This is a genomic window from Nocardioides taihuensis (genome assembly GCF_042657275.1).
Classification (GTDB): Bacteria; Actinomycetota; Actinomycetes; order Propionibacteriales; family Nocardioidaceae; genus Nocardioides; species Nocardioides taihuensis.
On sequence record NZ_JBHSKD010000019.1, the window covers coordinates 21,287 to 45,804 of the forward strand.

The 24,518-nt window shown below is 74.5% G+C and carries 23 protein-coding genes; 12 read left to right on the forward strand and 11 right to left on the reverse strand.

Translation table 11 applies throughout. The annotated features are described in order from the left end of the window. Positions 1-37 precede the first annotated feature (37 nt). The 7 genes from ACFPGP_RS15310 to ACFPGP_RS15340 form a co-directional block, all read right to left on the reverse strand. Positions 38-181: a hypothetical protein gene (locus ACFPGP_RS15310; RefSeq protein WP_378591556.1), complete on the reverse strand. Its 144-nt coding sequence runs from the start codon at positions 179-181 to the stop codon at positions 38-40. Between the two features lie 96 nt (positions 182-277). Next, positions 278-1,150, reverse strand: a complete 873-nt coding sequence (locus ACFPGP_RS15315; RefSeq protein WP_378591557.1) for an HpcH/HpaI aldolase/citrate lyase family protein — start codon at positions 1,148-1,150, stop codon at positions 278-280. Further along, a complete protein-coding gene (locus ACFPGP_RS15320; protein ID WP_378591558.1) occupies positions 1,150-2,247 on the reverse strand; it encodes an HpcH/HpaI aldolase/citrate lyase family protein in 1,098 nt (365 codons plus the stop codon). The genes ACFPGP_RS15315 and ACFPGP_RS15320 overlap by 1 nt, the downstream gene beginning before the upstream one ends. A 23-nt stretch (positions 2,248-2,270) precedes the next feature. Beyond that, positions 2,271-2,900 carry a DnaJ family domain-containing protein gene (locus tag ACFPGP_RS15325; protein ID WP_378591560.1) on the reverse strand — a complete coding sequence of 210 codons (630 nt, stop codon included), beginning with the start codon at positions 2,898-2,900 and terminating at the stop codon, positions 2,271-2,273. Positions 2,901-2,990: 90 nt separating this feature from the next. Further along, the gene (locus ACFPGP_RS15330; RefSeq protein WP_378591562.1) at positions 2,991-4,475 is read right to left on the reverse strand and encodes an MFS transporter; all 1,485 of its coding nucleotides are present in this window, start codon (positions 4,473-4,475) and stop codon (positions 2,991-2,993) included. A gap of 7 nt (positions 4,476-4,482) precedes the next feature. Beyond that, entirely contained in the window at positions 4,483-5,808 is a 1,326-nt protein-coding gene (locus ACFPGP_RS15335) for a M20/M25/M40 family metallo-hydrolase (RefSeq protein WP_378591563.1), read from the reverse strand. A 121-nt stretch (positions 5,809-5,929) separates the two neighbouring features. Continuing rightward, positions 5,930-6,556, reverse strand: a complete 627-nt coding sequence (locus ACFPGP_RS15340) for a nitroreductase family protein (protein WP_378591565.1) — start codon at positions 6,554-6,556, stop codon at positions 5,930-5,932. Positions 6,557-6,566: 10 nt separating this feature from the next. On the opposite strand from ACFPGP_RS15340, the gene ACFPGP_RS15345 reads away from it, so the two are divergent. The 9 genes from ACFPGP_RS15345 to ACFPGP_RS15385 all read left to right on the forward strand — a co-directional run bounded on the left by ACFPGP_RS15345 (position 6,567) and on the right by ACFPGP_RS15385 (position 17,097). Then, positions 6,567-7,784, forward strand: coding sequence for an allantoate amidohydrolase (locus ACFPGP_RS15345; RefSeq protein ID WP_378591566.1), 1,218 nt, complete (start codon positions 6,567-6,569; stop codon positions 7,782-7,784). After that, a complete protein-coding gene (locus tag ACFPGP_RS15350) occupies positions 7,781-9,139 on the forward strand; it encodes a formimidoylglutamate deiminase (protein ID WP_378591568.1) in 1,359 nt (452 codons plus the stop codon). The genes ACFPGP_RS15345 and ACFPGP_RS15350 overlap by 4 nt, the downstream gene beginning before the upstream one ends. 7 nt (positions 9,140-9,146) lie before the next feature. Next, positions 9,147-10,313, forward strand: coding sequence for an imidazolonepropionase (gene hutI, locus ACFPGP_RS15355; RefSeq protein ID WP_378591569.1), 1,167 nt, complete (start codon positions 9,147-9,149; stop codon positions 10,311-10,313). 294 nt (positions 10,314-10,607) lie between these two features. Continuing rightward, on the forward strand, positions 10,608-10,751 hold the full coding sequence (locus ACFPGP_RS15360) for a hypothetical protein (protein WP_378591571.1): 144 nt from the start codon (positions 10,608-10,610) through the stop codon (positions 10,749-10,751). A gap of 47 nt (positions 10,752-10,798) precedes the next feature. Next, positions 10,799-13,798 (forward strand): helix-turn-helix transcriptional regulator, encoded by a 3,000-nt coding sequence (locus tag ACFPGP_RS15365; protein ID WP_378591572.1) that lies wholly within the window; start codon positions 10,799-10,801, stop codon positions 13,796-13,798. 58 nt (positions 13,799-13,856) lie between these two features. Then, positions 13,857-14,699, forward strand: coding sequence for a sucrase ferredoxin (locus ACFPGP_RS15370; protein ID WP_378591574.1), 843 nt, complete (start codon positions 13,857-13,859; stop codon positions 14,697-14,699). Between the two features lie 38 nt (positions 14,700-14,737). Then, positions 14,738-15,037 carry a hypothetical protein gene (locus tag ACFPGP_RS15375; RefSeq protein WP_378591575.1) on the forward strand — a complete coding sequence of 100 codons (300 nt, stop codon included), beginning with the start codon at positions 14,738-14,740 and terminating at the stop codon, positions 15,035-15,037. A gap of 12 nt (positions 15,038-15,049) precedes the next feature. Further along, a complete protein-coding gene (locus ACFPGP_RS15380; RefSeq protein WP_378591577.1) occupies positions 15,050-16,171 on the forward strand; it encodes a cupin domain-containing protein in 1,122 nt (373 codons plus the stop codon). Then, on the forward strand, positions 16,168-17,097 hold the full coding sequence (locus tag ACFPGP_RS15385) for a sucrase ferredoxin (RefSeq protein ID WP_378591578.1): 930 nt from the start codon (positions 16,168-16,170) through the stop codon (positions 17,095-17,097). The genes ACFPGP_RS15380 and ACFPGP_RS15385 overlap by 4 nt, the downstream gene beginning before the upstream one ends. Here ACFPGP_RS15385 and ACFPGP_RS15390 read toward each other — a convergent pair. Next, complete coding sequence (locus tag ACFPGP_RS15390) at positions 17,091-18,530, reverse strand: M1 family metallopeptidase (protein WP_378591580.1); 1,440 nt, start codon at positions 18,528-18,530, stop codon at positions 17,091-17,093. The two genes, ACFPGP_RS15385 and ACFPGP_RS15390, sit on opposite strands and share 7 nt — an antisense overlap. A 129-nt stretch (positions 18,531-18,659) precedes the next feature. On the opposite strand from ACFPGP_RS15390, the gene ACFPGP_RS15395 reads away from it, so the two are divergent. After that, positions 18,660-20,054 carry a cytochrome P450 gene (locus tag ACFPGP_RS15395; RefSeq protein WP_378591582.1) on the forward strand — a complete coding sequence of 465 codons (1,395 nt, stop codon included), beginning with the start codon at positions 18,660-18,662 and terminating at the stop codon, positions 20,052-20,054. A gap of 66 nt (positions 20,055-20,120) precedes the next feature. Beyond that, a complete protein-coding gene (locus tag ACFPGP_RS15400) occupies positions 20,121-21,413 on the forward strand; it encodes an MFS transporter (RefSeq protein ID WP_378591583.1) in 1,293 nt (430 codons plus the stop codon). Between the two features lie 95 nt (positions 21,414-21,508). On the opposite strand, the gene ACFPGP_RS15405 is transcribed toward ACFPGP_RS15400, so the two are convergent. Next, positions 21,509-22,156: a hypothetical protein gene (locus ACFPGP_RS15405; RefSeq protein WP_378591585.1), complete on the reverse strand. Its 648-nt coding sequence runs from the start codon at positions 22,154-22,156 to the stop codon at positions 21,509-21,511. Between the two features lie 157 nt (positions 22,157-22,313). Here ACFPGP_RS15405 and ACFPGP_RS15410 point away from each other — a divergent pair, with 157 nt between their 5' ends. Continuing rightward, positions 22,314-22,667 carry a cupin domain-containing protein gene (locus ACFPGP_RS15410; protein WP_378591586.1) on the forward strand — a complete coding sequence of 118 codons (354 nt, stop codon included), beginning with the start codon at positions 22,314-22,316 and terminating at the stop codon, positions 22,665-22,667. On the opposite strand, the gene ACFPGP_RS15415 is transcribed toward ACFPGP_RS15410, so the two are convergent. After that, a complete protein-coding gene (locus tag ACFPGP_RS15415) occupies positions 22,649-23,842 on the reverse strand; it encodes an RNA polymerase sigma factor (RefSeq protein WP_378591588.1) in 1,194 nt (397 codons plus the stop codon). The genes ACFPGP_RS15410 and ACFPGP_RS15415 overlap by 19 nt on opposite strands. Before the next feature lie 7 nt (positions 23,843-23,849). Continuing rightward, entirely contained in the window at positions 23,850-24,263 is a 414-nt protein-coding gene (locus tag ACFPGP_RS15420; RefSeq protein ID WP_378591590.1) for a YciI family protein, read from the reverse strand. Positions 24,264-24,518 lie beyond the last annotated feature (255 nt).

The following is a 24,518-nucleotide window of genomic DNA, read 5'->3' on the forward strand; positions in this document are numbered from 1 at the left end:
TGTCGGTCGGGCCCCGCGGGACGTCAGTGGGTCGGCGCTAGAAGACCCGTCGGCGGGTGCCGCCGACCGGGACGAAGTTGAGCACGAGCCCGACCACGATCAGGATCAGGCCGAGCCAGACGAGCAGGGTCATGGAGATGACCAGGCCCAGGATGAGCAGGATGAGACCGAGGATGACCACGGCAGATTTCCCTCCCTCGAAGTAGTGATGCAGGAAGTTCCTGCCCTGCAGGGACTCCGGCCAAACCTCGAGGCGGGGGGAAGACGTCCGGCTGGACTAGCCCAGCGCCGTGATCGCTTCGTGGATGGCGAGGGTGCGTTGCGCCGACTCGACGTGGAGGTTCTCGACCATCCGGCCGTTGAAGGTCACCACGCCCGAGCCGCGGCCGTCCTCCCAGGCCTGCAGGATGCCACGCGCGTCCTCGACCGCCTGCGCCGACGGCGCGAAGGCGCGGTTGGCCTCCTCGACCTGCCCGGGGTGGATCAGCGTCTTGCCGTCGAAGCCCATCTCGCGCCCCTGCCGGCACTCCGCCGCGAAGCCCTCGGTGTCCCTCACGTCGTTGTACACGCCGTCGACGATCGCGATGCCGGCGGCACGGGCGGCGAGGAGCGCCGTGTGCAGGGACGGCAGGATCGGCGCGCGGCCCGGCACGTGCTCGGCGTACAGCTCCTTGACGAGGTCGTTGGTGCCCATGACCAGGGTGCTCAGCCGCTGCGAGGCGCGGGCGATCGCGAGGGCGTCGAGGATCGCGCCCGGCGTCTCGACCATCGCCCACAGCGTGGTGCGGTCGGGTGCGCCGTACCGCTCGAGCGCCTCGACCAGCTGCGCCACCTCGGCGGCGCTGCCGACCTTCGGCACCACGACGGCGTCAGGACCCGCCGCGGCGGCGGCCTCGAGGTCGGCGTCGTGCCACTCCGTGCCGATCCCGTTGACCCGGATCGTGACCGTACGGCGCCCGTACTCGCCGCTGGCGGCGGCCGCGCAGGCGGACTCGCGGGCCGCCGGCTTGGCGTCGGGGGCGACGGCGTCCTCGAGGTCGAGGATCAGGCCGTCGCAGGGGATCGTCTTCGCCTTCTCCAGCGCGCGCTCGTTGGAGCTCGGCATGTACAGGACGCTGCGCAGCGGCGTGAAGCCCGCGGTGGTGCTCATCAGGCGTCCACCTCGATCGCGTCGTACTGCTCCTTGAGCTCCGGGTCGATCCCGGCCAGCTGCTCGGCGAGCTCCACCATCACCAGGCACTGCTTGAGGGAGGCGTCGTCCTCCATCTTGCCGTCGAGCATCACCGCGCCGGTGCCGTCACCCATGGCCGCGACGACGCGGCGGGCGTGGCGGACGTCGTCGACCGACGGGCTGAACACCCGGCGCGCGATGTCGATCTGCGAGGGGTGCAGCGTCCAGGTGCCGACGCAGCCGAGGAGGAAGGCGTTGCGGAACTGGTCCTCGCACGCGACCGGGTCGGAGATGTCGCCGAAGGGCCCGTAGTAGGGGTAGATGCCGTGCATCGCGCACGCGTCGACCATGCGCGCGATCGTGTAGTGCCAGAGGTCCTGCTGGTAGGTGCGGCGCTGGCTCGTCTCGACGTTGTCGCTGGTGAGCACGGGGTCCTCGCGGACGACGTAGCCCGGGTGGCCCCCGCCGACGCGGGTGGTCTTCATCCGGCGGTCGGCGGCGAGGTCGGCCGGGCCGAGCGAGAGGCCCTGCATGCGCGGGGAGGCGCCGCAGATCTCCTCGATGTTCACCACGCCGCGGGCGGTCTCGAGGATCGCGTGCACCAGGATCGGGCGGGTCAGGCCGGCCCGGGCCTCGAGCTGGGCGAGCAGGCGGTCGACGTAGTGGATGTCCTCGGCGCCCTGCACCTTGGGCACCATGACCACGTCGAGCTGGTCGCCGATCTCCGCGACCAGGGTGGTCAGGTCGTCGAGCACCCAGGGGCTGTCGAGGGCGTTGATGCGGGTCCAGAGCTGGGTCGGGCCGCTGCCACCGCCGAGGTTGGCGGTGTCGCGCGCGATCTGCACCAGCCCGTGCCGCGCGGCCTCCTTGTTGTCGGCCTTGACGGCGTCCTCGAGGTTGCCGAGCAGGACGTCGACGGTGCCCACCATCTGCGGCACCTTCGCGGCCATCTTGGCGTTGCTCGGGTCGAAGAAGTGGATCGCCCGGCTCGGTCGCGCCGGCACCTCCCGGAGCGGCTCGGGTGCCCCCACGGCGAGGGGGCGGAAGAAGTCCTTGGGGCTGCGCTGACCGGTCATGGGCGGAACGTAGCAGCGGGCCGCTACCCGTCGGTATGACGCCTTTCACGCCTGAACCACCGGCGTCGCCGTGGCGGCCGTGGGGCCTCGGGTGTGCGGCGTACGGCGGCGGCAGCGGCGCGGGCGGCGCGGGCGGCCGCGACCCTGCGGGCGCGCCAGGCGGCGACGGTGGCGTCGACGTCGCGGGGCTGCGTGATCAGCGGCGGCCCGTCGACCGGGGTGTAGCGGGCGCGCAGCACGCGGGCGTTGAACTCCTCGACCTCCGCGCGCACCTCCTTCTCGACCGCCAGCCGGTCGAGCCGGGCGTCGAGCTCGGCGTCGTCCTTGCGCAGCTGCAGGCTGGGCGGCAGCACGCCGGAGACCTGCTCGCGCTCGACGAGCTTCTTCAGCCACCAGTCGGGGTCGTGGGTGGCGCCGAGCCCCTCGATCGGCTTGCCCGTGCCGGGCAGGTCGTCGAACTCGCCGCGCGCCATCGCCTGCTGGATCTGCAGGTCGACCCACTGGGCCTGGTGCTGGATCCGCTGCGCTGCCGCGGCGCGGCCGGTGCGCTCGTCGAGCAGCCGGTGCCGGTCGGGCTGCTCCTGCGCCCCGGCGCCGTCAGCGGGCTCGGTGTCGGTGCGGCGCTCGGGTCGCTCGTGGTCCTGGTCGGTCATCGCAGATCACCCCGCACCAGCCTAGGCAGATCGGTAGTACGTCACGAAACGCCCCGTCTCGCTGACGGGAGTGGGGCTTTTCGTGACGTACTACCCCCGGGGCCCGGTGTCGGAGCGGTCGGAGAAGGCGTGCTTCGGGGCGGTGAGGAGGGCGAGGGCGGCGAGGAGGGCGGCGGCGGAGCAGACGGCCCAGACCGTGAGGTAGCCGCCGAGGGGGGCCGCGCCCTTCTCCGGGCCCTCGAGGGAGCCGGTCGAGGAGAGCGCGATCGCGAAGATCGAGGAGGCCAGGGCGCCGCCGACGGTCTTGGTCGCGTTGGTCATGCCGGTGGCGAAGCCGGTGCGGTCGGGAGGTGCCGCGGCGGCAGCCGCGGCGGGCAGGGCCGCGACCAGCGCGCCGGAGCCGAGCCCCGCGATCGCCATGTTGAGGAGCGCCTGGGAGGTCGAGTCGTGGAAGGGCAGCCACAGGCCGTAGCCGAGCGAGACCAGCAGCGCCGCCAGCACCAGCGAACCGCGGGCGCCGAGCAGCCGCGCGGTCAGCGGCAGGGTGAACGCGCCGATCGCGAGGAACACGACGTACACGCCGATCAGCGTGGAGACGAACGACGCGTCGGCGCCGAGGCCGTAGCCGTGGACGTCGGGGTCGGTGCGGGCGAAGGTCGACAACGGGATCTGCGCGCCGAGCACCGACATCCCGAAGAGGAACGCCGTCAGCTGCACCGGCCACTGGCGGTGCTCGGCGAGGAGGCGTACGTCGACGAGCGGCTCGGGGTGCGCGAGCTCGTAGCGGGCGAAGGGCCACAGCGCCAGCAGGCCGGCGAGCACGAGCAGCCACGGCGACAGGGCGCCCGGCCCCTCGAGCCGCATCACGACCAGGCCGCCCATGAGCAGCCCCAGCGCGAGCGTGATCAGGCCGAAGCCCGGCCAGTCGACGCCACCGGTCGCGATGCCCGGCGCGTCCTCGATGCCGAACCAGATCACGACGAGCACCACCGTCACCACGATCGCCGGCAGCGAGAGCAGGGCCGGGATCGACAGCGTGGTGACCAGGGCGCCGCTGGTCAGGGCGCCGACGATCACCGAGAGCTCGAGCGCCCCCACCAGGATCGCCGCCGCGCGCCGGGTGAGCCGGGCCTGGTGCCCGGACCCGGCCGTGCGCCGGTAGGCGATCGCGACCTCGAGCGGCAGCCACACGACGTACGCCCCCTGGATCGCCCAGCCGATGAGGAACGTCGTGAACGACGGGGCGAACACGAGGATCCACGAGCCGAGCGCGGTGACGGCGGTGGAGAGGAGCAGCACCTTCTTGTGGCCGGCCAGGTCGCCGAGGCGGGCAAGCAGCGGCACGCACAGCGCCGACACGATCAGCTGGGCCGCCTCGAACCAGTTGACGTCGGCGTCCGCGATCTCGAGGTGGTCGGCGATGTCGCTGAAGATCGGCGTGTAGAAGCCCTGCAGCACGCCGCTGGCGATCTCGACGCAGACCAGGAAGCCGACGATCACCGCCAGGCCGTGGGCCGGGTGGGGGCGGTGCGGCGCAGCAGGAGTGCGCACCGGGTCGCTCACGGGGTCGCTCACCGGTCGCTCACCGGGGGAGCCGCTCGATCAGCCGCCGGTACCAGCGCACACCGTCGAGGAAGTCGTCGACGCCGAGGCACTCGTCGTAGGAGTGGATCGCCTCGCGCTGTGCGCGCGACATGCGGTACGGGGCGAAGCGGTAGACCCGCTCGCAGATCCGCGTGAACTGGCGCGCGTCGGTCGCGGCCATCATCACGTACGGCGCGGGGACGGCCTCCGGGAAGACCTCCGCGATCGTGTGCTCGATCAGCCGGAACGCGTCGTCGTCGACCGGCGAGACCGGGCTCGCCTCGCCGCGCTCGACCACCTCGATCCGCACCTGGTCGTCGCCGATGGCGCGGCGCACGTGCTCGACCACCGCGTCGACGGTGTCGCCGGGCATGGTGCGGATGTTGACGCCGGCGACGGCGCGGGAGGCGATCACGTTGAGGGCGGGGGACCCCTCGAGCGTGGTGACCGCGAACGTCGTCCGGGTCATCGCCGCGGTCTCGGCGCCGACGGCGAGCATCGCCCGGGTCACGAGCGGTCGGATCCGGTCGGCGTTGCCGAGCACCGGCCGCAGCGGCAGGGGGACGTGCGGTGCGAGCCGGCGGAAGAGCTCCAGCGTCGGCTCGGGGGTGCTCGCCGGCATCGGCGAACGTTCGAGGGCCAGGATCGCCTTGGCCAGCCGGGCGGTCGGCCCGTTGCGCACCGGGGTCGAGGCGTGGCCGCCGCGGCCCTCGACCACGAGGCGCAGCGACGTGGCGCCCTTCTCGGTCACCCCGACCACCGCGACGGGCGGCTTCACCCCCGGGAACGCCTTGCCGGCGACCGCGCCGCCCTCGTCGACGACGAACCACGGGCGCACGCCGCGCTGCTCGAGCACGTCGGCGGCCATCGAGGCAGCGACGCCGAAGACCTCCTCGTCGCACCCGAACGACAGCCACACGTCCTGCGCCGGCACGTGGTCGTCGGCGAGCAGACGCTCGACGGCCTCGCAGATCCCGACCAGGCAGCCCTTGTCGTCGAGGGTGCCGCGCCCCCAGACCTTTCCGTCGGCGAGGTCGGCGGAGAACGGGGGGTGCTGCCACGGCGCGTCCTCGTCGACGGGCACGACGTCGAGGTGCGCCATCAGCACCACCGGCTTGTCCGCGGTGCGGCCGGGCCAGTGGAAGAGGAGCCCATGGGTGTGGATGCGCGTGAGCTCGAGCCGTTGGTGCAGCAGCGGGAAGGAGCGCTCGAGCTCGGCGAGGAACGCGTCGAACGCGGCGACGTCGACCTGGTCGGGGTCGCGGTGGGAGATCGTCGGGATCCGCACCAGCGCCTGCAGCCTGGCGACGGCCGGATCGGTCATGGCCGCAACCTACTCGGCACCGACCGACGACGTCGGTGGTCTCGGATCCGAGACCGCCCGTCGGCCCGCCGCGTTGACCCGGGTGGTCGCGGCCGGTGGACTGGGGGGCGTGCCCGGTGCCTCAGCCTCCCCAGCGTCCGCGGTGCACGACCTCGTCGACGCCCCGGCGCGGGCGCCGCGCCGCCGAGCCGGCCGCGCCGGTGTCCGGCACGCGGTGGCCGACGGTGATCGCGCCGATCGGGAGGTAGTCCCCGGGCACGCCGAACTCCGCGCGAAAGGCGTCGATCCGCTCCGGCGGGATGCCGAAGAAGCAGGCGCCGAGTCCCTCGTCCACCGCGGTCAGCAGCACGAGCAGCGAGGCCATGCCGGTGTCGATGTGCCAGTAGGGCACCGGCCAGCGTGCCTCGTCGCGGTCGGTCCAGCCCTTGTCGGGCTCGGCGTACCGGTCGAGGTACGCCGAGCGGTTCGACAGCGGCACGATGACGACGGGTGCGGTCCGCATGCCGCGCAGCCACGCGGACTCCTCGGCGTCCTCCGGCGCGGCGGGGCCTCCCGGGGTGGTGGCGTGCCAGAACCGCGCGAGGTCGTCGGGCTGCTCGAGCCGCAGGAACGCCCAGCCCTGGCTGAAGCCGGCGCTCGGCGCGCGGATCGCGTGCTCGAGCATGCGGTCGACGAGGGCCGGGTCGACCGGCCGGTCGTCGTACCTCCTGATCATCCGGCGGCGGCGCACGACGTCCCTGAACTCCATGGAGCCGATCTTGTCCTTTGAGCAGATGTGGCGCGACCTCCAGCCCGTCGGGCGGTCGGCGAGCAGCGGCGGCTACTTCCGGCAGCCGTACGGCGCGGCGGAGACCGAGCTGCGCGCGTGGTTCACCGAGGCGGCGACGGCGCGGGGGCTCCGCGTCGAGTCCGACGGGCTGGGCAACCTCGTCGGATGGTGGGACGTGGCCTCGACGGGCTCGACCGACGTCCCCGCCACGGACGCCGTGCTCACCGGCTCGCACCTCGACTCGGTGCTCGACGGCGGGGCGTACGACGGCCCGCTGGGCGTGGTCTCCGCGTTCGCCGCGGTCGACCTGATGCGCGAGCGCGGCGTCCGCCCGGCGCGGCCGATCGGGGTGGCGGTCTTCGTGGAGGAGGAGGGGTCGCGCTTCGGGCTGGCCTGCCTCGGCTCGCGGCTGGTGGCCGGCGCGACCACCTGGGAGCAGGCGCGCGAGCTGCGCGACCGCGACGGCGTCAGGTTCGGCGACGCGGTCGAGGGCGCCGGGTTCGACGGGACGCCGATGCGGCTGCTCGACCGGGTCGGTTGCTTCGTCGAGCTGCACGTCGAGCAGGGGAGGTGGCTCGTCGACCGCGACGCCCCGGTCGGCGTGGCCAGCGGGATCTGGCCGCACGGTCGCTACCGCTTCGACTTCACCGGCGAGGCCAACCACGCCGGCACCACGCGCATGGAGGACCGCCACGACCCGATGCTCGGCTACGCGATGACCGCGCTGGCCGCCAACAAGCAGGCCCGGCTCGGCGGGTCGCGGGCGACCTTCGGGCGGATCGAGGTCGAGCCCAACGGCACCAACGCCGTCCCCTCCCGGGTCACGGCGTGGCTCGACGCGCGGTCCGAGTCGCCGGAGGCGCTGGCCGCGCTGGTCGACGAGGTGACGCGACTCGGCACCGAGCGGGCCGGTCGTGACGGCACCTCGCTGACGGTGACTCCGGAGTCGGTGTCGGGCGCGGTCGACTTCGACCCGGCCCTGGCCGCCCGGGTCGCCACCGACCACGAGGGCGGCGACTGGCCGCTGCTGCCCACCCAGGCGGGTCACGACGCCGGCATCCTGGCGACGGCCGGGGTCCCGACCGCGATGATCTTCGTGCGCAACCCGACCGGCATCTCGCACTCGCCCGACGAGCACGCCGAGCTCCCCGACTGCCTGGTCGGTGTCTCCGCCCTCGCCGACACCCTCGCGAGGCTGGCCGGGTGAGCGGCCCGACGTCGTACCTCCTCGAGCGCGCCTGGGTCGACGGCGCCGTCCGCGACGACGTGCTGGTCGAGATCGCCGACGGTCGGTTCACTTCCGTCACACCGGAGGGAGGAAACTCTCGGTCTGCGAGCGAAGCTTCGCGACAGAACCGTGAGTTTCACCGCCTGGGCGGTGAAGCTCACGAGCGGGTCGCCGGCCTCACGCTGCCCGGCCTGGCGAACTGCCACAGCCACGCCTTCCACCGCGCCCTGCGGGGGCGCACCCAGCGCGAGCGCGGGACGTTCTGGACCTGGCGCGAGCAGATGTACGGCGTGGCCGCGCGGCTCGACCCCGACTCCTACGGCGCGCTGGCGCGGGCGGTCTACCGCGAGATGGTCGCTACCGGGATCACGACCGTCGGGGAGTTCCACTACCTGCACCACCAGCCCGACGGCACGCCGTACGACGAGCCCAACGCGATGGGGCTGGCCCTGCTCGAGGCGGGCCGCGAGGCGGGGATCCGGGTGGTCCTGCTCGACACCTGCTACCTCAGCTCGGGCTTCGGGGAGCCGCCGGAGGGCGTGCAGGTGCGCTACGCCGATCGCGACGCCGAGGCCTGGGCCGGCCGGGTCGCCGACCTGCCGCCCGGGCACGGCGCCGCGGTGCACTCCGTGCGGGCGGTGCCCGACGACCAGCTCGGGGTGGTCCGCGACGCGGCGGCCGGCCGGCCGCTGCACGTGCACCTCTCGGAGCAGCCGGCCGAGAACGACGCCTGCGTCGCGGCGTACGGCGCCACCCCCGCGCAGCTCCTCGCCGACCACGGCCTGCTCGGACCGGCCACCACGGCCGTGCACGCGACCCACCTGACCGCCGACGACCTCGGGCACCTGGGGTCGAGCGGCACGCACGCCTGCTTCTGCCCGACGACCGAGCGCGACCTCGGCGACGGCATCGGCCCCTCGCGCGAGCTGCTGGCGGCCGGATCGCCCCTGACGCTGGGCAGCGACAGCCACGCGGTGGTCGACCTCTTCGAGGAGATGCGGGCCGTCGAGCTCGACGAGCGGCTCGCCTCGCTGGCGCGCGGCCACTGGACGGCGGCCGAGCTGCTCGACGCGGGCACGCACGTCGGCCACGCCAGCCTCGGCCTGCCCGACGTCGGCGGGATCGCGGTCGGGCAGCGTGCCGACCTGGTCACCGTCGACACCCGCTCGGTGCGCACGGCGGGGACCGGGGCCGACGAGCACACGGCGGTGTTCGCGGCGACGGCCGAGGACGTCGTGCGGGTCGTGGTCGACGGCCGGGTCGTGGTGCGGGAGGGTGACCGCGCGGAGGTCGGGCGCGAGCTCGACGCGGTGATCGGAGGGCTGTGGAGGTGACGCCGTCGTGACCAGCACCCTGCTGACCGGCATCGGTGAGCTGGTGACCAACGACCGGCCCGACGAGCGGTCCGACGACCCGCTGGGCGTACGCCGCGACGCGGCCCTGGTGGTCGAGGGGTCGCGCGTCGCGTGGATCGGGCCGGCGGCGTCGGCGCCCGCCGCCGACGAGGTCGTCGACGCCGGAGGACGGGCGGTGGTCCCCGGGTTCGTGGACAGCCACTCGCACCTGGTGTTCGCGGGTGACCGGGCCGAGGAGTTCGCGGCGCGGATGGCCGGCACGCCGTACGCCGCCGGCGGGATCCGGACGACCGTCGCCGCGACGCGGGCCGCCACCGACGAGCAGCTCACCAGCCACGTGGCGCGGCTGGTCGCGGAGATGCTGCGGCAGGGCACGACGACCGTCGAGATCAAGAGCGGCTACGGGCTCAGCGTCCACGACGAGGCGCGGAGCCTGGCGGTGGCGCGGCAGTTCACCGAGGAGACGACCTTCCTGGGCGCCCACGTGGTGCCGGCCGACACGGACGCCGCGGCGTACGTCGACCTGGTGACGGGCCCGATGCTCGAGGCCTGCGCGCCGCACGCCCGGTGGGTCGACGCCTTCTGCGAGCGCGGGGCCTTCGACGCCGACCAGGCGCGGGCGGTGCTGACGGCGGGAGCCGCGGCCGGCCTGCGCGGGCGGCTGCACGCCAACCAGCTCGGGCCGGGGCCGGGCGTCGCGCTGGCCTGCGAGCTCGGGCTGCTCGCCGTCGACCACTGCACCTACCTCTCCGACGACGACGTGGCCGCGCTGCGCGACTCGGGGACGATCGCGACCCTGCTGCCGGGCGTGGAGTTCTCGACGCGGCAGCCCTACCCCGACGCGCGGGCGCTGCTCGACGCCGGCGTGCGCGTGGCGCTGGCGAGCGACTGCAACCCCGGGTCGTGCTTCACCAGCTCGCTGCCGCTGTGCATCGCGCTGGCCGTGCGCGAGATGGGGATGACCCCGGCCGAGGCGCTCCACGCCGCCACGGCCGGCGGCGCCGCAGCCCTCGGGCTGACCGACGTGGGGCGGCTGACGGTCGGGGCGCGGGCCGACCTGGTGCTGCTCGACGCGCCGTCGTACCTCCACCTGGCCTACCGGCCCGGCGTGCCGCTCGTCGCCGGGGTCTGGCAGGGCGGCCGGCCGGTCTGAGGAGGTGGCGCAGGCGAGTCACACCAGCCCCACTGGTCGGACTCCCGGACCGGAGTGCGCCTGGTCGGACGGTCATTTCGGTCCGGCAGTGACCAATTCGCGGGTTGCCCCGTGAATTGAGTGGCCAGAGGGGCCCCTGTGACTCAGGAGGCACCCACCCCGCCTCAGATCGACCGGGCCACCTCAGGGTCGCCGGCACCTCAGATAGGGCACTCTCCCGATGTGCGCAGGTACCTCAGACGAGCACAGTCGTCCTCGTCGAACAGCACAGGAACCGTCTGAGGAGCACCCACCATGTACGAGACCACCACCCCCTACCTGCAGTCCGAGATCGACTACCGCCAGGAGCGCATCCGCGCGGGTGTCGCCCGCCGCCACGCCAAGGCACGCCGGCGCCGCAGCCTGGTACGCCGCGAGACCCCCACCTCCAGCCGCTGACCGCCGGCGCGCCCGCCTCGACCACGCACACACCGGTCGACAAGACAGTGAGCACCCTGTCGGCGGTCCACGACATGATGGACGTCGTGGCCACCCCCACCAGCCGGACCCTCGTCGGGCGTGACGCCGAGCTCCGCGAGCTCGCCTCGCTCCTCGGTGTCACGCCCGACCCGACCGGCACGACCGGCTCGGCGGTCCTGCTCGCCGGCGACGCCGGCGTCGGGAAGACCCGGCTGCTCACCGAGCTGCGCGACGTCGCCGTCGCGGACGGCTGGCAGGTCGTCGCCGGCCACTGTCTCGACTTCGGCGACAGCGCGCTGCCCTACCTCCCCTTCTCCGAGGTGCTCGGCCGCCTCGCCACCGAGCTGCCCGACGTCGTCGACACCGTCGCCGGTCGCCACCCCGCCCTGGCCCGCCTCCAGCCGGGACGCCGGGTCCTCGCCTCCGCCCCGCAGGGCGGCGGCCTGCCCACCGACACCGCGAGCGTCGACGGCTCCACGCTCGAGCGGGCCGACCTCTTCGAGGCGGTGCACGCGCTCCTCGACGCCGCGGCCGAGAAGGGGCCGCTCCTCGTCGTCGTCGAGGACACCCACTGGGCCGACCAGTCGACCCGTGACCTCCTCTCCTTCCTGTTCACCCGGCCCTTCCTCGGGCCGGTCGCCGTCGTCGCGTCGTACCGCTCCGACGACCTGCACCGACGGCACCCCCTCCGCACCCAGGTCGCGGAGTGGGCCAGGCTCCAGGGCGTCGAGCGCCTCCAGCTCCAGCCTCTGTCGGCGCCCGACGTCCGGAGCCTGATCCACGAGCTCCACCCCGAGCCCCTGCCCGAGCGCGAGGTCACCGGCATCGTCGACCGCGCCGAGGGCAACGCGTTCTTCGTCGAGGAGCTCGTGGGCGCCGCGTCGGGCCCCGGCCGCTGGGTGCCCGAGGAGCTCGCCGACGTGCTGCTCGTCCGCCTCGACCAGCTCGGCGACGACGCCCGCCAGGTCGTCCGCGCGGCCAGCGTGGCCGGGCGCCGCGTCTCCCACGAGCTGCTCCACGAGGTCGCCGGTCTCCCCGAGGCCCGCCTCGAGGAGGGCGTGCGGGGCGCCGTCGAGCGCAACGTCCTCGTCGCGCACGAGCGCCACTACCGCTTCCGCCACGCCCTGCTCGGCGAGGCGGTCTACGACGACCTCCTGCCCGGCGAGCGGGTCCGGCTGCACGCGGCGTACGTCGCGGCGCTGCGCGACGGCCGCGCCACCGGCACGGCGGCCGAGCTCGCCCGCCACGCCCGGCTGGCCAACGACCTCGACACCGCCCTGACCGCCAGCGTGCGCGCGGGCCAGGAGGCCAGCAACGTCGGCGGTCCCGACGAGGCCGCCTACCACTTCCAGCAGGCCCTCGAGCTGCTCGCCGACCCCCGCCGCAGCCCCCAGCCCGACGTCGAGGTCTCCAAGGTCGCGGTCAGCGCCGGCGAGGCGCTCACCGCGGCGGGCGAGGTGCAGCGCGCGGCCGCGGTGATGCGCGAGCAGCTCGACCGCCTGCCGGCCGACGCCCCCGACACCTCCCGCGCCCGGCTGCTCTCGGCGCTCGCGAGCGTGCTGATCATCATCGAGACCGAGGACGACCCCGTCGCCGTCTCCGCCGAGGCGGTCGCGCTCGCGCCCACCGGCGACACCCCGCTGCGCGCGCGGATCCTCGCCAACCACGCCCGGATCCTCGCCTCGTGGGGCCAGTACTCCGAGGCGGAGGGCGTCGGCCTCGACGCGCTCGCCCTCGCCGAGCGGCTCGACCTCCAGCAGCTCGCCGCCGAGGTCATCACCACGCTCAGCAACCTCAAGCAGTCCGGGCCGCTCGACGGCCTGCGGGCCGCCCTGGTCGAGGCCGTCGAGCGCGCCGAGGAGACCGGGTCGCTCCAGGCCGAGCTGCGCGGGCGGTTCTTCCTCGGCCGTTCCTACCAGGACCACGTCGACTTCGCCGAGGCCGAGCGCTGGTTCCGCAGCGCGATCGCCCGGGGTGCCGAGGCCGGCATCCCGTGGGCGCCGTACGCCTTCGAGGCGCGCTGGCAGCTGGCGTGGGTCGAGCACGTCCGCGGCGACTGGGACACCGCACTCGAGCTCACCACCGTCGACGGCCCCGCCCCGCCGGTCCCGGGCGCGATGCTGGCCTCGGTGCGCCTGCTGGTCGAGCAGGGCCGCGGCGCCGACGTGGGCCTCAAGGCCCGGGCGCTGCGCAAGTTCTGGGCCCGCGAGGGCGTGGTGGCGATCCACTCCGCCGAGGTCGAGATCGTCGCGGCCGGCCGCGCGGGCGACCTGCGTGGCGCGGTGCGTCTCTACGACGAGGTCGTCACCGAGCTCTCCCGCATCTGGCACCCCCACTTCAGCGCCAAGATCCGGCTGGCCGCGGTGACCGCCGCGGTCGTGGCCGACGGCCTGGCCAAGCAGCCCTCCGCGGAGCGGATCGCGCTGGCCGCCGAGGTCGACCGCCTGCACGCCGAGGGCCTGCACGTGCTGGAGCGCTACCACCACCCCTCCGGCCACTGGGGTCCCGAGGGCCAGGCGTGGGTCAAGCGCCTCGACGCCGAGACCGTGCGGGCCCGCTGGCTCGCCGGCGTCGACGCCCCCGGGCTCGACGACCTGCTCGCGGTGTGGCACGAGGCGGTCCAGCTCTTCGAGGACTTCGGGCACGTGCACGAGCTGGCCCGCGTCCGCGCGGCGCTCGCCTCGATCCTGCGCGCGGCCGGCGACACGGCCGGCGCCCGCGCCCAGGGCGACCTGGCCCGCGAGGCCGCCCACCGGCTCGGCGCCGAGCCGCTGCTCGCGACGCTGCGCGAGCTCGGCAGCACGCCCGTCCGCGCCACGGCCACCGCGCCCGACGCGCTGACACCGCGCGAGCGCGAGATCCTGGCGCTGGTCGCCGAGGGCCGGTCCAACGGCGAGATCGGCCGGCAGCTGTTCATCTCGGCCAAGACCGTGAGCGTCCACGTCTCCAACATCCTCGGCAAGCTCGACGCCGCCGGGCGCACCGAGGCGGCCGCGATCGCGCGGCGCCGGGGGCTCCTCGACTGAGGGCCACCCGGCCGACCCCCTGCCGGGTGCCGCGCGTGGGCCCGCGACAATCCTCCGCGTGACCGACTCGTTCCGCTGCTCCGCCGCCAGCCTGACCGACGGCGAGCCGATGGCCGGGACGGCGCCGACCGACGCGTCGTACCTCCTCGTCGAGCACCCCGGGCCGTGGGGGCGCGACGCGGTCGCCGACAGCACGCTGCCCCCGGCCGTGCGCGAGCACCTCGCCGGCCTCCCCGACACCCGCGTGCACCTGGTGCGCCGGCACGGGGGCGCCCCCGACGGCCCGGGCATCCGCGTGTTCTCGGCGCGCCCGGAGACCGGCGAGCTGCGCACCGCCGTGCTCGCCCGTCCCGACGACCTGCCGGCCCTGCGACCGCGCGACTGGGCGCCGTACGTCGGGCCGCTGTGGCTGGTGTGCACCAACGGCCGTCGCGACCGCTGCTGCGCCGAGCTCGGCCGCCCGGTCGCCGCGGCGCTCGCCGCCAGCTGGCCCGGTGCCACCTGGGAGACCACCCACCTCGGGGGGCACCGGTTCGCCGGCACCCTGGTCGCCCTGCCCACCGGCATCACCCTCGGGCGCCTCGACGCCGAGACGGCGGTCGCCTCGTGCCGCGCGCTGGTCGAGGGCCGGGTGCCGCTCGACCACGTCCGCGGCCGCAGCGGCCTCGACCCCCGCGCCCAGGTCGCCGAGCTCCACCTGCGCCGGGCGCTCGGGCTGACCGGGCTCGACGAGGTGCGGGTGGCCGGTCACGACGGCGACGACGTGCTGCTCGAGGCCGACGGCCGCGCCTGGCGGGCGGTCGTCGTCCGCGAGGGCGGGCGGGCGCGCCGGCAGAGCTGCGGTGACGGCCCGGCGAAGCCGACGCCGGCGTACCGGGTGGACGCCGTGGGTACCGTCTGACGGGTGACCGGCCGCCGGTCACCCGTGCGTTTCCGCCCGTGACTCTCACCCAGGAGGACCCGATGGCCGACGAGCCGCTCGACGACGACGACATGACCACCACCCCGACCGCGAGCTCGACGCCGTCGCCTGCGGACGCGGACGGCACGGACGGCGGCGACGCCGACGGCACGGACGGGGGGGACGCGGACGGCACCGACGCGGACGGCACCGACGCGGACGGCACCGACGGCGACGCCACCGACACCGCCGACAGCGACAGCCACGACGCCGACGGGACGGACGCCGACGGCGCCGACGGTGACGCCACCGACACCACCGACGGCGACGCGTCCTGAGCCGAGGCCGACGTGGCGCTCGACCTGCTGAGCGGTGACGCCCAGACCTTCCGGGACAAGGTCTGGGCGTCCCGCACGCACCTCCACCGCACCGACCCGGCCGCCCTGGTGGGGTTGCTCTCCCTCGACGACGCCGACCTGCTGCTGACCGGCAGCGCGATCCGCACGCCGTCGATCCGGCTCGCCCGCGACGGCGCGGTGCTCCCGTCGTCGTCCTTCACGCGCAGCGCGACGCTGGCCGGCCAGCCGCTGAGCGGTCTCGTCGACGCCCGCAAGGCGCTGGCGGCGTTCGCCGAAGGCGCGACGGTGGTCTTCCAGGGCCTGCACCGCTCCTGGCCGCCGCTGACCCGGCTGGTCGCGGAGCTCGAGCTCGAGCTGGGCCACCCGTGCCAGGCCAACGCCTACCTGACCCCGCCGGGGTCGCAGGGCTTCGCGGTGCACCGTGACAGCCACGACGTCTTCGTCTTCCAGACCGCCGGCACCAAGCAGTGGGAGGTGCACGGCCAGGACGGCGTCGAGCAGGTGCTGCTCGAGCCCGGCCTCTCGATGTACCTGCCCGCCGGCACCCCGCACGCGGCCCGTGCACAGGAGACGGTGTCGCTGCACGTCACCGTCGGCATCAACCAGCTCACCTGGCGCGGCCTCGTCGAGCGGACCGTGCGCGCGGCCCTCGCCGAGGTGCCCGACTCCCACCTCCCCGCCGGCTACCTCGACGACCGCGCCCCGCTGGCGGCCGGGCTGGCCGAGCACCTCACGGCGCTGGCCGACCGGCTGCGCGAGCTCGACACCGACGCGGCCGTCGAGGCCGAGGTGCGCCGCTTCCTCACCTCCCGCAGCCCGCGGCTGCCGGGTGGCCTGCACGACGTGCTCGCCCTGCCCGAGGTCGACGACGACACCGTGCTGCGGCGGCGCGCGGGTCACCCCTGCGTGCTGCTCGACCGCGGCGAGCGGCTCGAGGTGCTGCTCGGCGACCGGTCGCTCGACGTGCCGGCGCGGCTGCGCCCGGCGCTCGAGGAGGTACGCCGCCGCCCGGACCTGCGCCCGGCCGACCTCGCCGACCTGCTGGACCCGCAGAGCCGCCTGGTGCTCTGCCGCCGCCTGGTCCGCGAGGGCCTGCTCGAGGTGGTGCGGTGACGGCGGGCCCCGCGCCCGACGCGCCGTACCGCTGCGCGGTCGCGAGCGGCCTCCGCGACGACGTGCTCGCCGGGACCGCATCGACCGTGCGCGCCTTCCTGCTCGTGGAGCACGCCGGGCCCTGGGGCGTGGACGCCCTCCGGGACGCCCGGCTGCCCGACGGCCTCGGCGCCGCGCTGCGCGAGCGGTCGCGGGCCGGCGGGGTGCGGGTGCTGCTGGTGCGGCGCCACGGCCGGCGCAGCGCCGATCCCGGGGAGGGCGGCACCCGGGTGTTCGCCGCCCACGCCCACCCGCACCGCCCGCGGCTCGAGGCGACCACGCTCGACGACGTGCGCGCGCTCCTCGACGTGGACCTCGCCGCGCTGCGCGCCGAGGGCACCCTGGGCTGGCCCGAGGCCGCCGGCCCGGTGCTGGCGGTGTGCACCCACGGCCGCCACGACGCCTGCTGCGCCGAGACCGGCCGCCCGGTCGCCGCGGCGCTGACCGCCGCCCACCCCGAGCAGACCTGGGAGGTCTCGCACATCGGAGGAGACCGGTTCGCCGGCAACCTGCTCGTGCTGCCGCACGGCCTCTACTTCGGCCGCCTCGACCGGGTCGCGGCGCTCACCGCCGCGGGCGCGCACCTCGCCGGGCAGGTCGACCTCGACCACCTGCGCGGCCGCAGCGGCTGGGCGATGCCGGTGCAGTACGCCGAGGTCGCGCTGCGCCGCGAGCTCGGTGAGACCCGGCTCGACGCGGTCCGTCTCGTCGGCGCGCGCGTCGAGGGCTCCCGGACCCGTGCGGTGCTCCGGGTCGCCGCGCAGGAGTGGGAGGTCGTGGTCGACACGCGCCCCGGCGAGGAGCGCCACCTGCTGACCTGCCGGGCCGTGCGCGAGAACGCCGCGCCGGAGCACCGGCTGGAGTCGGTGCGGCTGCTGCCTCAGTAGCCCCGCGGCTTGCCGTCCAGGCGCAGCCAGTCGTCGAAGAGACCGTCGAGGTGGCGACGTCCCGACACCTGCTCGGCCAGCGCCTCGAACTGGTGCGTGCGGACGTTGCCGTCGCGGTGCTCGGTGGCCCAGCGCCGCAGGATCCGGGAGAAGTCCTCGCCGCCCACGCGCGCGCGCAGGGCCTGCAGCGTCATCGCGCCGCGCTGGTAGCTCGGCGCGCCGAAGAGGTCCGCGGGGTCGGTGAACTTCACGGGTGCGGGGTGCCACAGGCTCGAGCTCGCGGGCTTGGCGTAGAGCGCGCGGAACCGTGCCGCCGGGCTGGCGCCGCCGTGCGCGGAGTCCCACAGCCACTGGGCGTACGTCGCGAAGCCCTCGGCCAGCCAGATGTCGTGCCAGTCGGTCAGCGTGACCGAGTCGCCGTACCACTGGTGCGCGGTCTCGTGCACGAGCGCGCCGGTGCCGAGGCCGTAGGGGTAGAACGGTCGGTCCTGCGTCTCGAGCGCGTAGCCGACGTCCACGTCGTCGACGATCATGCCCGCGGAGGTGCCGGGGTAGGGGCCGAACCTGCGCTCCTCGAAGCGGATCACCTTCGGCAGCAGCGCCTGGGCGTCCGCCGTGGAGCCGACGGTCGGGTCGACGAACGACCAGATCGGGATCTCGCCTCCCCTGATCGACGTCATCGTCGTCTCGGCCATGTCGAACTGCCCGATCGCGACCGTGGCGAGGTAGGTCGCCATCGGGACGTCCTGCACCCACGTCCACGTGGTGCTCGCCCCGTCGCTGTCGTGGCTGACCAGGTCGCCGTTGGCCGCGGCCTCGGTGCCGTCGGGCACGGTGATGTCGAAGGTCCAGGTCGCCTTGTCGCCGGGGGTGTTGTCCGACGGCACCCAGGTCATGGTGCCGACCGGCTCGCCGAGGGCCGTGGCGCCGTCCCCGGTGTCGGAGCGCACCCACCCCTCGGTCGACCCGTCGGGGTCGGTGTGCTCGAGCGGCGTGCCGGAGTAGGTGACCGTGACGTCGAAGCGGCCCCGGGCCACCGCGGTCGCCGGGGTGACGACCAGCTCGTGGCCCTGGCGGGTCCACGTCGCGTCGGTGCCGTCCACCGTGACGGCCTCGACGGTCAGCCCCTCGAGGTCGAGGTGGAACGACGCGAGCTCGGTGAAGGCCCGGGCCCGGAGGTGGGTCACCGCGTCGAGGTGGTTGGTGTCGGGGGCGTAGGTGAGGTCCACGTCGTAGTGGCGCACCTCGTAGCCGGCGTTGCCCTGTCCGGGGAAGAGCGTGTCGCCCAGCGTGGCCGCGGCCGGTCCGGCGGCGGGCAGCAGCGCTGCCGTGAGCCCGAGCGTCGCCACGACCGGCACCCAGCCACGGATCGGGCGACGGAGCCGGCGGTGGAGCGCGCGGCGGGAGGGACGGTCGGGCTGCGGAGAGGACAACGCGTGCTCCAGGGGTCGGTGGGTCTGCTCGCGACAGTACGCCCGGCCCGGGGCGGGCGTGGGCCGACTGGTCTGGGCGGGCCGTCGCCGTACTCCTAGTATGGGAGCCCTCCCGGCGTGAGGACCCCGATGACGACGACCGACGACCGCACGGCCCAGCTCACCGAGCAGCGCTTCGCGCGGATGCGGCCCCGCTCGGGGCAGCGGCTGCCGAAGATCGACACGCGCGGGCTCCCGCCGGGGCCGCACTGGCCGGCGATCGTGCAGAGCGCGGCGCTGATGCGCCTGCGGCACTCGTTCGTGCCGTGGCTGCACCGCCGCTACGGCGACGTCTTCACCATCCACCTGATCCCCGAGGGCCGGCCGCTGGTGCTGTTCACCCGGCCCGAGCACGCGCGCGAGATCTTCGCCGGTGACCCCGAGTTCTTCCACGCGGGCAAGGGCAACGGCATCCTCGGACCGGTCATGGGCGAGCACTCGCTCCTCCTCCAGGACGGCGCCGAGCACCAGCGCGCCCGCAAGCTGCTGATGCCGGCCTTCAACGGCGCGGCCCTGCGCAGCTACGAGGGTCTCGTCGCCGAGGTGGCCCGTGCCGAGGTGGACCGGTGGCGCGACGGCGAGGAGTTCCGGGCGCTGCAACGGATGAACGCGCTCACGCTCGAGGTGATCCTGCGCGTCGTGTTCGGCGTCACCGACGAGGCGCGGCTCGCGGCGCTGCGTCCGCGGGTGACGGCCACGGTCGAGATCAGCCCGGCGATCCTGCTCGGCTGGGGCTGGCCGCGCCTGCAGCGGTTCGGCCCGTGGAAGCGCACCGTCGAGAACCAGCGCGAGCTCGACCGGCTGATCTACGCCGAGATCGCCGAGCGCCGTACCGCTCCCGACCTCGCGCAGCGCACCGACGTCCTCTCGCGGCTGATCCGCACGCCCGGGGACGCCGAGCACGAGCCGTTGCGCGACGAGGAGCTCCGCGACCAGCTGGTGACGCTGCTGCTGGCCGGCCACGAGACCACGGCGTCCGCGCTGGCGTGGGCCCTGCACGAGATCGGCCGCGACCCCGGGCAGCGCCGGCGCGCGCTGGCCGCCGCCGACGCGGGCGACGCCGACGGCGACGCCTGGCTGGAGGCCGTGCTCAAGGAGTCGATGCGGCTGCACCCGATCATCCCGATGGTGGTGCGCACGCTGATGAGGCCCACCACGGTGGGCGGCTGGGACCTGCCCGCGGGCGTCACGGTGGCGCCGTCGATCCTCCTGTCCCACGCCCGTGAGGAGAACTTCCCGCAGGCCGGGGCGTTCCGGCCCGAGCGCTTCGTGGGCCAGAACCCCGCACCCAACACCTGGATCCCGTTCGGCGGCGGCGTGCGCCGCTGCATCGGCGCCGGCTTCTCGCTGATGGAGGGCGTCGCGGTGCTCCGCGAGGTGCTCACGTCGTACGACGTCGAGGCCGTGGGCGACGACGAGCCGCAGGTCCGCAACATCACCAGCGTGCCGCGGCACGGCTCGCGGGTGCGGGTCACCCGCCGCTGAGCGGTCCGCACGACCACGCAGAAATGCGTGGTGCGCCGGCTCGCGCGCGTGTCACGATCTGCGCTTGTGACCTGGCGTGAACGACTGCGGGCGCTGCGCATCGACACCAGCCCGCTGCGCTACCGAGACTTCCGGCTGCTCTTCGTGGCCGGCACCGTGTTCTACCTCGGCGGCATGGTCAGCTACGTCGCGATCCCCTACCAGATCTACACGCTGACCGGCTCCAACTTCGCGGTCGGCGCGATCGGTCTCGTCGAGCTCGTGCCCCTCGTCGTCTTCGGCCTCTACGGTGGCGCGCTGGCCGACCACGTCGACCGGCGCAAGCTGCTGATCCTCACCGGTGTCGCGCAGGCTGCGGTCACGGTGGCGCTCGCGCTCAACGCGTTCCGCGACGACCCCGACGTGTGGGTGGTCTTCGTGCTCGCCGGCCTGCTGGCCGCGACCTCATCGCTGCAACGGCCCTCGCGGGAGGCGCTGATGCCGCGCACGGTGCCCCACGACAAGCTGATGGCCGGCCAGGGGCTGACCAGCCTCGGCATGCAGATCGGTGTGCTCGGGGGCCCGCTCATCGGCGGCCTGATGGTCGCCTACGTCGGCATCGGCTGGTGCTTCGTCGTCGACGTCACGGGCCTCGCCATCGCCACGCTCATGTACGTCGCGATGCGGCCCTACCCGCACCGCGCCGAGACGACCCCGCCGAGCCTGGCCGGCATCGGCGAGGGCCTGCGCTACGCCTTCCGGCGCCGCGACCTGCTCGGCACCTACCTCGTCGACATCGCCGCGATGATGCTGGCGATGCCGGTCGTGGTCTTCCCCGCGCTGGCCGAGCAGGTCTTCGGGCAGCCGCAGCTGCTGGGCCTGCTCTACTCCGCCGAGACGGTCGGTGCGCTGATCGCCACCGCGCTCAGCGGCTGGACCGCGCGCGTCCACCACCACGGCCGGGCGATCGTGATCGCGGCGATGGCGTACGGCGCCTGCGTCGGCGTCGCCGGCCTGATGCCCAACATCTGGCTGGTGCTCCTCTTCTTCATGCTCTCCGGCTCGGCCGACATGATCTCCGGCATCTTCCGCGGCACGGTGTGGAACCAGACCATCCCCGAGAACATGCGCGGCCGCCTCGCCGGCATCGAGATGCTGTCGTACTCCGTCGGCCCGCTCGCCGGCCAGGTCCGCGCCGGCATCACCGCCGACGTGTGGGGGGTGCGCGCCTCGATCGTCAGCGGCGGCTTCGCGTGCGTCGCCGGCGTCGCGATGACCGCCGCCTGGCTCCACGACTTCTGGTCCTACGACGACCGCACCGACGTGCACGCCGTCGCCGAACGCGAGGCCCGCGCCCAGTTCGGCGAGGTCTCCGACTGACCGTGTCGGGTAGTACGTCACGAAACGCCCCACTCCCATGAGGGGAACGGGGCGTTTCGTGACGTACTACCCGGCCGGGCAGGGCGTCGGAGGGATCAGGAGGGCGAGACCGGCTCGGCGTACCAGGCTGCCCGGACGCTGCGGCGCGAGGCCGCAGCACCGGCCGCCTGGACGACGATGCCGAACACGGTCAGCGCCACCGCGAGCAGCCACCAGAACCAGCTGTCGTCGATGGCCGTGGAGACGTCACCGCGGGTGAAGTCGGCCGAGTTCAGCGAGCCGAAGACCAGCATCAGGCCACCGACCACGCTGAGCGCCCCGGCGACGGAGCCGAGGAAGATCAGCACCGCCATCGGCATGTTGCCGAGCACGGAGAGCACGCCCACGGCCGCCCCGACCACCACGCCGACGAGGATCGCCAGCCAGTTCCAGTCGATGCCGAGCGCGACCACCAGGCCCGAGCCGATCGCGAAGCCGAACGCCGCCATCACCAGGATCACGGCGACCGCGTAGTAGAGGTAGGCGAAGATCGCGAAGACCAGGGCGAAGAGCAGCCCCAGTGCCCAGCCGAGCACCGTGCCGAGGAACCTCTCGTCCGCGAGGTTGGAGACCAGCCCGGCGCCGAAGGCGAACCCGGCGAAGAAGCCCCAGATGACGAGGGCGAACCGCAGCACGAACCGGCCCGCGATGAGCATGAAGCCGCCGGCGAGGATCGCGAGCAGGCCCAGGAGGATGTCGACCATGCGCGCAACCTAGGGCCCGGCGGTCGTGCGCCACATGGTCCGCCGCGGATGAGGCGGGCCCGCCCGGGGCCGGCCCAGACCGTCTCGGCGGGCCATTGCCGTGGGGCGGATCGAGGCGCACGGTGGTGGGTGCGCGGGGAGGACAAGGGGTGACACCATGAGTGGGAAGCACAGCATCGACACACCGCACGAACGGCGCCCGTTCCGGGCGCACGGCCACTTGGACGTGGTCACCGTCGGCGACTTCACCCTCGGCCGCGGGGTCTTCGAGCCCGGCTGGCGCTGGTCCGAGGACGTGAAGCCGATCGCCGGCACCGACTCCTGCCAGACCCACCACACCGGGATCTGCCTCTCGGGCTCGATGACGGTGAGGTACGACGACGGCGAGGAGATGACCGTCGGACCCGGCGACGTCGTCGACCTCGCGCCCGGGCACGACGCCTGGACGCTCGGCGACGAGCCCTGCGTCATCCTCGACACCGGCGTGGCGGCCTACGCCTCGCCCGGCTGATCCCGACCACGGGACCCGTCGGCCGCGCCGAGCCGGGCGGCCTGGCGGGTGAGGTGGTCGCGCTCGGCGAGGTTGCCGGCGGCCGCGGCTGCCTCGACGTACAGCGTCCGGGCGGTCGCGGTGTCGCCGGCCTGCTCGTGCAGCCAGGCCGCCACGGCGGTACGCCGGGGCACCTGCGCTGGCACGGCGTCGAGCGCGCGCAGCCCGACGAGCGGGCCGTCGACCTCGGCCAGCGCCACGACCCGGTTGAGCGCGACGACCGGTGAGCCGGTGAGCCGCAGCAGCTCGTCGTACCACTCGAGGACCTGCGGCCAGTCGGTCTCGTCGGCCGACGGGGCGTCGCAGTGGAGGGCGGCGATCGCGGCCTGGCACTGGTACTCGCCGATCCGGTCGCGGGCCAGCGCGCCCTGCAGCACGTCGACGCCCTCGGTGATCAGGGCGGTGTCCCAGCGCGACCGGTCCTGCTCGGGCAGGGCGACCAGCGACCCGTCCGCCGACCAGCGCGCTGCCCGGCGGGCGTGGTGGAGCAGCATCAGCGCGAGCAGCCCGTCGACCTCGGGCTCGTCACTGGCCCGCCGCAGCATCCGGGTGAGCCGGATCGCCTCGGCCGACAGGTCGACGTCGCCGGAGTAGCCCTCGTTGAAGACGAGGTAGAGCACGGTCAGCACGCGCCGCAGGTCGCCGGGCTCGCCGACGCCCGCCTCCTTCACCGTGCGCTTCGCGCGGCTGATCCGCTGGCCCATGGTCGACTCGGGCACGAGGTAGGCGTCGGCGATCTGGCGCGTCGTCAGCCCGCCCACCGCGCGGAGGGTGAGCGCGACCGCCGAGGACGGCGTCAGCGCGGGGTGGCAGCACAGGAAGAGCAGCAGCAGCGTGTCGTCGTGCTCCTCGGCCGGGCCGGGCTCGGGCTGCTCCTCGAGCCGTACCTCGCGGTTGCGGCGCGCCCTGTCGCGTCGTGCGTCGTCGACCAGCTTGCGCCAGGCGACCGTCACCAGCCACGGCTTCGGGTCGTCGGGCGGGTCGTCGGGCCAGCGCCGTACCGCCTCGACCAGCGCCTCCTGGACGGCGTCCTCGGCCGCCGCGAAGTCGGCTCCGCGGCGGACGAGGATGCCGAGCACCTGCGGTGCGACGTCGCGCACCGCCGCCTCGAGCGGCGCCGGCTGCTCGGGAGTCACTCCGGGGTCACTCCGAGGCCGAGGGCTCGTACTCGAGGAACTCGCGGACCTCGATCCACTCCTGCAGCGGCCGGCCGCCGGCGCCGGGGGCCGACGACAGCAGCGCGGCCGCCTCGTGCGCGCGCTCGACCGAGTCGACGTCGATGATCATCCAGCCGGCGATCAGGTCCTTGGTCTCCGCGAACGGACCGTCCGTCACCGGCGGCCGGCCGTCGCCGTCGAACCGCACGAACGTGCCCTCGGGCGACACCGCCTCCCCGCGCACGTACTCACCGCGCTCGCGGAGCGTGTCGGCCACGTGGTCCATGAACGCCATGTGCGCCGAGATCTCCTCCGGCGTCCACTGGTCCATCGGTGTCCGGGAGCCCGGCATCGGCTCGGGGCCGCCCCGGTAGTGCTTCAGCAGCAGGTACTTCGCCATCGGTCATCTCCTCGGTGTGCGTGGTGCCCATTCTCGGCACCTCCACCCCGGAGACGCAGCCGGCCACGGCTCTTCGACATCGGTGGTGCCGACGTAGTGGGCAGGCCCCCACCGAAATCCGGTGCGTGAAGGGTCGGGTGTCCGGGAGGATGCGTCCGGGCCGCGACGAGTCCGGTGTGGTCGTTCGCGCGACCCTGATCTCACGCCCGCACCGGGGCACTGCCGGGACCAGCAACCACACCAGGACAGGGGGTT

Coding starts and splice junctions, on each gene's coding strand:
- ACFPGP_RS15315 (WP_378591557.1), bottom strand. CDS start 1,150: ATGAGCACCACCGCGGGCTTCACGCCGCTGCGCAGCGTCCTGTACATG.
- ACFPGP_RS15320 (WP_378591558.1), bottom strand. CDS start 2,247: ATGACCGGTCAGCGCAGCCCCAAGGACTTCTTCCGCCCCCTCGCCGTG.
- ACFPGP_RS15325 (WP_378591560.1), bottom strand. CDS start 2,900: ATGACCGACCAGGACCACGAGCGACCCGAGCGCCGCACCGACACCGAG.
- ACFPGP_RS15335 (WP_378591563.1), bottom strand. CDS start 5,808: ATGACCGATCCGGCCGTCGCCAGGCTGCAGGCGCTGGTGCGGATCCCG.
- ACFPGP_RS15340 (WP_378591565.1), bottom strand. CDS start 6,556: ATGGAGTTCAGGGACGTCGTGCGCCGCCGCCGGATGATCAGGAGGTAC.
- ACFPGP_RS15360 (WP_378591571.1), top strand. CDS start 10,608: ATGTACGAGACCACCACCCCCTACCTGCAGTCCGAGATCGACTACCGC.
- ACFPGP_RS15395 (WP_378591582.1), top strand. CDS start 18,660: ATGACGACGACCGACGACCGCACGGCCCAGCTCACCGAGCAGCGCTTC.
- ACFPGP_RS15405 (WP_378591585.1), bottom strand. CDS start 22,156: ATGGTCGACATCCTCCTGGGCCTGCTCGCGATCCTCGCCGGCGGCTTC.
- ACFPGP_RS15410 (WP_378591586.1), top strand. CDS start 22,314: ATGAGTGGGAAGCACAGCATCGACACACCGCACGAACGGCGCCCGTTC.
- ACFPGP_RS15420 (WP_378591590.1), bottom strand. CDS start 24,263: ATGGCGAAGTACCTGCTGCTGAAGCACTACCGGGGCGGCCCCGAGCCG.